8 protein-coding genes are annotated in these 7,386 nt (G+C 75.6%); all 8 read right to left on the bottom strand.

All coding sequences use genetic code 11. The annotated features are described in order from the left end of the window. Positions 1-8 precede the first annotated feature (8 nt). A complete protein-coding gene (locus tag GTQ99_RS03360) occupies positions 9-1,040 on the bottom strand; it encodes a LacI family DNA-binding transcriptional regulator (protein ID WP_166614322.1) in 1,032 nt (343 codons plus the stop codon). Positions 1,041-1,203: 163 nt separating this feature from the next. Next, positions 1,204-2,040, bottom strand: coding sequence for an ABC transporter permease (locus GTQ99_RS03355; RefSeq protein ID WP_166614321.1), 837 nt, complete (start codon positions 2,038-2,040; stop codon positions 1,204-1,206). Further along, positions 2,037-3,011, bottom strand: a complete 975-nt coding sequence (locus GTQ99_RS03350) for an ABC transporter ATP-binding protein (RefSeq protein WP_166614320.1) — start codon at positions 3,009-3,011, stop codon at positions 2,037-2,039. The genes GTQ99_RS03355 and GTQ99_RS03350 overlap by 4 nt, the downstream gene beginning before the upstream one ends. A gap of 282 nt (positions 3,012-3,293) precedes the next feature. Beyond that, positions 3,294-3,662 carry a histone-like nucleoid-structuring protein Lsr2 gene (locus tag GTQ99_RS03345; RefSeq protein ID WP_166614319.1) on the bottom strand — a complete coding sequence of 123 codons (369 nt, stop codon included), beginning with the start codon at positions 3,660-3,662 and terminating at the stop codon, positions 3,294-3,296. A 117-nt stretch (positions 3,663-3,779) separates the two neighbouring features. Next, the gene (locus tag GTQ99_RS03340; protein WP_166614318.1) at positions 3,780-3,950 is read right to left on the bottom strand and encodes a hypothetical protein; all 171 of its coding nucleotides are present in this window, start codon (positions 3,948-3,950) and stop codon (positions 3,780-3,782) included. A 41-nt stretch (positions 3,951-3,991) separates the two neighbouring features. After that, positions 3,992-5,491, bottom strand: a complete 1,500-nt coding sequence (lysS, locus tag GTQ99_RS03335) for a lysine--tRNA ligase (protein ID WP_166614328.1) — start codon at positions 5,489-5,491, stop codon at positions 3,992-3,994. A gap of 121 nt (positions 5,492-5,612) precedes the next feature. Beyond that, positions 5,613-6,467 (bottom strand): pantoate--beta-alanine ligase, encoded by an 855-nt coding sequence (gene panC / locus GTQ99_RS03330; protein WP_338074688.1) that lies wholly within the window; start codon positions 6,465-6,467, stop codon positions 5,613-5,615. Continuing rightward, the gene (locus GTQ99_RS03325) at positions 6,464-7,351 is read right to left on the bottom strand and encodes a DUF2520 domain-containing protein (RefSeq protein WP_166614317.1); all 888 of its coding nucleotides are present in this window, start codon (positions 7,349-7,351) and stop codon (positions 6,464-6,466) included. The genes panC and GTQ99_RS03325 overlap by 4 nt, the downstream gene beginning before the upstream one ends. Positions 7,352-7,386 lie beyond the last annotated feature (35 nt).

The following is a 7,386-nucleotide window of genomic DNA, read 5'->3' as shown; positions in this document are numbered from 1 at the left end:
GGACGTCGTCACGTGAGGGCCTCCAGTCGGGCGGGGGCGCCGGCGCGCACGGCCTGCGGCAGCGGCGGGACGGTGGTGGAGCGGACGACGAGCTGGCACGGCAGCGTCCGCGCGGCCTCGGAGTGGTGCTCGGGGCGGGCCAGGACGTCGAGCAGCAGCTCCACCGCCGCCCGCCCGGCCGTCTCCGTCGGCATCCCCACGGTGGTGAGGGCCGGGGTGGTCATGGCGGACACCTGGGTGCCGTCGAAGCCCACGACGCTCATCTCGGCGGGCACCACGACGCCGCGGACGGCGAGGCGGTTGAGCACGCCGAGCGCCATGAGGTCGTTGTAGGCCAGCACGGCGGTGGCCCCGCTGGCCAGCACGAGGTCGGCGGCGGGCAGCCCGGCCTCGAAGGTGGGCGGGAAGGGCCCGATCTCGACGGCCTCGACGCCGCTGGCGGCGGCGGCCTCGCGCAGGCCGCGCAGCCGCTCGGCGGAGGACCAGGAGCGCACCGGGCCGCTGAGGTGGGCGATGCGGCGGTGGCCGAGCGCGGCGACGTGCTCGACGGCCTGGCGCATGCCGTCGGCGGAGTCCATGAGCACGCTGGGCAGCCCGGCCTTGCGGCGGTTCACCAGCACCATGGGCGTCGAGCCGGCGCTGCGCTCGAGCTCCTCGTCGCCCATCCGGGCCGAGCACAGGACGATGCCGTCGACCTGCTTGCCCATGGCCGCGACCAGCTCGGCCTCCACGCGGGAGTCCTCGGCGGAGTCGGCGAGGAAGACGACCTGCCCCGCCTCGCGGGCCCGGGCGTGGGCGCCCTTGAGCACGGCGCTGAAGAAGGGGTTGGCGACGTCGGGGACGACGACGCCGATGTTGCCGGTGCGCCCCGTGATGAGCCCGCGCGCGGCCCGGTTGGGCTGGTAGCCGAGCTCCTCGGCCACCGCCAGGACGCGGTCGCGGGTGCTGGCGCGCACCAGGTCGGGCACCGCCAGGGCGCGCGAGACGGTCGAGACGGACACGCCGGCCCGGCGGGCCACCTCGTGGATGGTCACAGCCATGCAGCACCCCCGACGCCGTTGTTGCTGCTCACAGTGCAAAGGTTTTCATCGACTGTCAAGCGACTTCGCCGCAGCGGGGCCCGCCGGGAGCGCGGACGGCCCGCCGACCACTCCCCCCCTGGGTGGTCGACGGGCCGTCCGGCGCCCCGCGGGTGCGGTGGGCTCAGACGTCGCGGGTCTTCAGCGCCAGCGCACCGAGGCCGAGCAGCACCGCGATCCAGGCCGCGAACACCGCCAGGCCGGGCAGCGGGTCCAGGAAGACCGGCTGGCTGGTGACGTTGACGAAGTTGGTCGTGGTGTTGGTGAAGTAGAACTCGCGGATGCCCTCGCCGCCCCAGGACTCGGGCACGGCCATGAGCAGCAGCGGCACGACGAAGATCGCGGCGAGCACGGTGCAGATGGCGCCCGCGGAGTTGCGCAGCAGCGCCCCCACGGCCAGGCCCGACAGGGCGAAGCCCGTGAGCATGGCCACGTTGCCCAGCAGCGCCCGCACCACGTCGTCGTCGCCCAGCGAGGCGCCCACGTCCTTGGTCTCCAGGACCGCCTGCCCCAGCAGGAAGGCCAGGAAGACCGCGACGGCCATCACCGCCGCGACGGAGACGGCCAGGACGACGGCCTTGGCCGCGAAGACCCCCAGCCGACCGGGGGCGGCGGCGAAGGAGGTGCGGATCATCCCGGTGGAGAACTCGCCGGCGATGACGATGACGCCGACGGCGGCGACGATGAGGCTGGCCATCTGCGCGCCCTGCAGGCTGGCGGCGACGGGGTCGAACCCCTGCGCGGCCATCTCCCGGGCCGTCTCCGGGTCGGCGAAGGCGGAGGAGGTGGCCCACGCCAGCAGGACGCCCAGGCCGACGACGGCGACGAAGGCCACCACCATGGTCACGACGATGGAGCGCACGCTCCAGAACTTGATCCACTCCGAGCGCAGCAGGCCGCCGAAGGTGACCCGGCGCTCGACCGGGGTGAACTGCTGCTTCTCCAGGGCCGCGGTGCTCACCGGGCCACCTCCTCGCGGGTGCGGTCGGGGACGACGGCGACGGCGGGCTGCGGGCCGTCCGCGGCGGTGCCGTGCGCCTGGTACTCCACGGCGCTCGCGGTGAGCTCCATGAACGCCTCCTCCAGGGAGGCCCGGACGGTGGTCAGCTCGTGCAGCGCGACCCCGCGGGCCGCGGCGGCGTCGCCGATGGCGACGGCCGACATGCCGCGCACCTCGAAGGCCCCGTCGTCCACCGGGCGCAGCGTCCCGCCGCCGTCGACGACGAGGTCGGTCAGCTGGGACACCTGCGGCGAGCGCACGGTGACGCCGCGCGGCTGCACGCGGTCGATGAAGGACTGCACGCTCTCGTCGGCGATGAGCCGGCCCTTGCCGATGACGACGAGGTGCTCGGCGGTCAGCGCCATCTCGCTCATGAGGTGCGAGGAGACGAAGACGGCCCGGCCCTGGGAGGCCAGCTCCTTCATGAGGTTGCGGATCCACAGGATGCCGTCGGGGTCCAGGCCGTTGCCCGGCTCGTCGAACATGACCGTCGCCGGGTCGCCCAGCAGGGCGGAGGCGATGCCGAGGCGCTGCCCCATGCCCAGCGAGAAGCCGCCCGCGCGCTTGCGGGCGACCTCGCGCAGGCCGACGAGGTCGACGACCTCGTCCACGCGCGAGCGGGGGATGCCGGCCGTGGCGGCCATGGACTGCAGGTGCCGGTGGGCCGAGCGCCCGGTGTGCACGGCCTTGGCGTCCAGCAGCGCGCCGACCGCCGACAGCGGGGCGCGGTGCTGGGCGAAGGGCCGCCCGTCGACGAGGACCTGCCCGGCCGTGGGCCGGTCCAGCCCCATGACCATCCGCATGGTGGTGGACTTGCCGGACCCGTTCGGTCCGAGGAACCCGGTGACGATGCCCGGGCGCACGGTGAAGCTGAGGTCGTGCACGGCGACCTTCTTGCCGTAGACCTTGCGCAGGCCGACCGCCTCGATCATGAGCAGCCCTTCGAGTGGTGGACGGGGACGCCGCGCGGAGGGCGCGTCGCCGGGGTACGTCCCGATCGTGGCCGCCGGCGCGCGCGGGCCGCATCCATCGACCGGCTCACCCCGGCTACGGCGCAGGGTGCACCGGCGCCCCGCCGCCGACCGCCCCAGGGGGGGCGCCGCACCGACGGAAGTGATCACGGGGCGGGCGCCCGGGCGGGGGTGGGGCGCCCGCCGCACGCACGAGCGCCCGGCCCCGCGGGTGCGGGACCGGGCGCCGGGACGGGGAGCGCCTCAGTGGGCGTCGTCGAAGGCCTGGAGGATCTCGGCGGAGATGCGGCCGCGGTCGGAGACGGTGTAGCCGTTCTCGCGGGCCCAGGTGCGGACCTCGCCGGTGTCGCGGCCACCGCCGCCGCCCTCGCCGCCGGCGGGGGCCTTGGCCGCCTGCTTGGGGGCGGAGGCGCGCTTGCCGGCGCCGCCGCCGCGGCCGCCGACGCGCCGGGCGTGCCCCACCCAGGGGGCGAAGGCCTCGCGCAGCGCGGAGGCGTGCTCCTCGGAGAGGTCGATCTCGTAGCTGACCCCGTCGAGGGCGAAGGTCACCGTCTCGGCGGCCTCCCCCTGGTCGATGTCGTCGACGAGCAGGACCTGCACCTTCTGCGCCATCAGGCTGCACCCTTTCGCAAGAAAAGCGACCCGACCGCGGCGTGCGGGAGTCCGGGATCACTCTTGCGCATTCCGAGCGCGCCGGTCAAATCCTCGCCGAAAAGGAGGGGAAAGGCCTCAGGAAGCGCCTTCACGCGGCGCCGGGCTTTCCGTCGCGGCGGCCCGCTCGGAACGGGCCCGCGCGGCGGCGGCCCGTTCACGGCGGTCGGCGTGCAGCACCGAGCGGATCAGCAGGACGAACAGGACCAGCAGCCCGGCGGAGGGCAGCAGCGCGGCGAGGTAGTCCACCCCACCAGGCTACGTCGCCCCGCACCGGGCCGCGGCACGGCTCAGCGCGGCTTGACCAGCGGGAACGTGATCGTCTCGCGGATGCCGAGACCGGTGAGGGCCATGAGCAGGCGGTCCACGCCCATGCCCATGCCGCCGCAAGGCGGCATGCCGTGCTCCTGGGCGCGCAGGAAGTCCTCGTCGATGCGCATGGCCTCGTCGTCGCCGAGGTCGGCCAGGCGGGCCTGCTCGGTGAAGCGGGCGCGCTGCACGACCGGGTCGACGAGCTCGGAATACCCGGTGGCCAGCTCGAAACCGCGCACGTACAGGTCCCACTTCTCCACGACGCCTTCGAGGCTGCGGTGCGCGCGCACCAGCGGCGAGGTTTCCACGGGGAAGTCGCGCACGAACGTCGGGGAATCCAGGGAATCGGCGATCCGGTGTTCCCACAGCTCCTCGACGAGCTTTCCGTGCGTCCAGCGGACGGTGTCGACGCCGATCCCCAGCCGCTCCGCGAGCGAGATCAGGTGCTCGCGGGAGGTGACGGGGGTGATCTCCTCGCCCAGCGACTCCGACAGCGAGGGGTACATCGAGATCGAGGCCCACTCGCCGCCGAGGTCGTACTCGCTGCCGTCGGCCAGCGTCACCACGTGCCCGCCGAAGGCGTCCTGCGCGGCGTTCTGCACCAGCGTGCGGGTCAGCTCGCCGATGGAGTCGTAGTCGCCCCAGGCCTGGTAGGCCTCGAGCATCGCGAACTCCGGCGAGTGCGTGGAGTCCGCGCCCTCGTTGCGGAAGTTGCGGTTGATCTCGAACACCCGCTCGATGCCGCCGACGACGCAGCGCTTGAGGAACAGCTCGGGGGCGATGCGCAGGTACAGGTCGGTGTCGAACGCGTTCGAGCGCGTCACGAACGGCCGGGCGCTGGCGCCGCCGTGCTGGACCTGCAGCATCGGCGTCTCGACCTCCAGGAACGCGCGGTCCTCCAGCGTGCGGCGCAGCGAGCGCACGACGGCCGAGCGCGCGCGCACGTTCGTGCGGGCGGCCTCGCGGACGATGAGGTCCACGTAGCGCTGCCGGACGCGGGTCTCCTCGGACAGCTCCCGGTGCAGGACGGGCAACGGGCGCAACGCCTTCGAGGCCAGCTGCCAGGAGTCGGCCATCACCGACAGCTCCCCGCGGCGGGAGGAGACGACCCGGCCGTGCACGAAGACGATGTCGCCGAGGTCGACGTCCGCCTTCCACGCCGCGAGGGCGTCCTCGCCGACCCCGTCGCGCGAGACCATCGCCTGCAGGCGGGTGCCGTCGCCCTCCTGCAGCGTCGCGAAGGCCAGCTTCCCGGTGCCGCGCAGGAAGACCACCCGGCCGGTGACGCCCACGACGTCGTCGGTCTCCTCCCCCGGCTGCAGGGCGGCGTGGCGCTCGCGGACCTCGGCCAGCGACGCGGTCCGCGGGACGGAGACGGGGTAGGCCTGCCCGCCCTCGGCGAGGATGCGCTCGCGCTTGTCCCTGCGGACCCGCACCTGCTCGGGCAGGTCCTCGAACTCCTCGTCCACCGCGTCCACCGCGTCCTGCGCCTCGTTCGTCCCGGCCCGCGGGGCCTGCGTCTCGCTCACGGGGCAAGGCTATCCGCCGCGCCGGGCCCGCCCCGGCGCCCGCGCACCGGCCCGCGCACCGGCCCGCGCATCAGCCCGCGGAGCGCCCGACGAGCAGCGGGACGTTGTCGATGAGGCGGGTGGGACCCACCCGCGCCGCGAGCGCGAGCAGCGCCTCGCCGCGGTGGTGCTCGGGCACGTCGGCCAGGTCGTGCGGGTCGACGAGGGCCAGGTAGTCGACGCGGGCGGCGGGTTCGGCGCGCAGCACGTCGCGGGCGGCGCGGCGCACCGCGCTCGGCCCCTCCGCGGCGGCGGCGGCCCCCGCGGCGAGGGCGCGCGGCAGCACGAGGGCGACCTCGCGGTCGAACGGCGTCAGGTAGCGGTTGCGGCTGGACATCGCCAGGCCGTCGGGTTCGCGCACCGTCGGCACGGCGACGACCTCCACGCCCATGTCGAGGTCGCGGACCATCCGGCGCACCAGCAGCAGCTGCTGGGCGTCCTTCTGCCCGAAGAACGCCAGGTCGGCGCGGGTCAGGTGCAGCAGCTTGGCGACGACGGTCAGGACGCCGTCGAAGTGGCCGGGGCGGCTGGCGCCCTCCAGCACGGCGCCCAGCGGGCCGGCGCTGACGCGCACCCCCGGGTCGCCGTCGGGGTAGACCACGTCCGGGCCCGGGGCGAAGACCACGTCGGCGCCGCACGCCTCGGCCAGCCGCAGGTCCTCGTCCAGGGTGCGCGGGTAGCGGGCCAGGTCCTCGCCCGGGCCGAACTGCAGCGGGTTGAGGAAGACGGTGACCAGGACGGAGGCGGCGCGGCGGCGGGCCTGCTCGACGAGGGTGGCGTGCCCGGCGTGCAGGGCGCCCATCGTCATGACGACGGCGACGGGTCCGGGCAGGGCCGAGCGGGCTGCGGCCAGCTCGGCGCGGGTGCGGGTGACGACGAGGCTCACGGGGTGCCAGTGTCCTCGCCGGCGCGCAGCTGCTCGCGCAGGGCCCGGGCCGCCCGCTCGGGCAGGCGGCCGTCGGCCTGCGCGCGCTCGGCGGCCAGGGCGCCCAGCAGCGCGTACGTGGCGGCGGTGGCCGGGTCCACCCGCTCGGCGAGGACGCGCAGGTGGGTGGCCACGGTGCCGGCGTCCCCGCGGGCGACCGGACCGGTGAGGGCGGCGTCCCCGGCGTCCAGGGCGTTCTCCAGGGCGGCCGCCAGCAGCGGCCGCAGCACCCGCCCGGCCTCCTCGCCCACCGCGGCCCGCGCGGCCCGCAGCGCCTGGGCGACGAGGGTGACGAGGTGGTTCGCGCCGTGCGCGAGGGCCGCGTGGTAGAGCTCGCGGTCGGCGTCGGCGACGGCCACGGGCACCGAGCCCCACTCGCGCACGAGCGCGTCGGCGACGGGCAGCAGGACGGGCGGGGTGGTGACGGCCACGGCCGCCCCCCGCAGCCGCTGCAGGTCCAGGGAGGTGCCGGTGAACGTCATGGCCGGGTGCAGCGCCATCGGCAGCGCGCCGCGCGCCGCGGCGGGGGCGAGCACGCCGGTGCCGTGCAGCCCGCACGTGTGCACCAGCAGCTGCCCGGGGCGCACGGCACCGGCCAGCTCGGCCACGAGCGGGCCGAGGACGTCGTCGGGGACGGCGAGCAGGACGAGGTCGGCCGCGAACGCCCCGGCCGGCGAGGTCCAGGGCACCCCGGGCAGCAGCGCCTCGACGCGCTCGGCGGCGCCGCGGGTGCGCGCCGCGATCCCGGTGACCCGGTGCCCGGCGGCCCGCAGCGCCGCGCCGAGGACGGGGCCGACCCGGCCCGCTCCGATGACCGCGACGTCGAGCCTGCCTGCCGTCTGCACGAGCGGGACCCTAGCCGCCCGGCGGGAGGTCCTCG

It is taken from the genome of Kineococcus vitellinus, from assembly GCF_009906315.1.
GTDB lineage: Bacteria > Actinomycetota > Actinomycetes > Actinomycetales > Kineococcaceae > Kineococcus > Kineococcus vitellinus.
The sequence above is the reverse complement of the archived record's forward strand: the minus strand, read 5'-3'. Positions and strand labels throughout refer to the sequence as shown.

Bases quoted from the DNA above. Each gene is read 5' to 3' on its own strand.
- GTQ99_RS03350 (WP_166614320.1), bottom strand. From the start codon at position 3,011: ATGATCGAGGCGGTCGGCCTGCGCAAGGTCTACGGCAAGAAGGTCGCC.
- GTQ99_RS03360 (WP_166614322.1), bottom strand. From the start codon at position 1,040: ATGGCTGTGACCATCCACGAGGTGGCCCGCCGGGCCGGCGTGTCCGTC.
- GTQ99_RS03345 (WP_166614319.1), bottom strand. From the start codon at position 3,662: ATGGCGCAGAAGGTGCAGGTCCTGCTCGTCGACGACATCGACCAGGGG.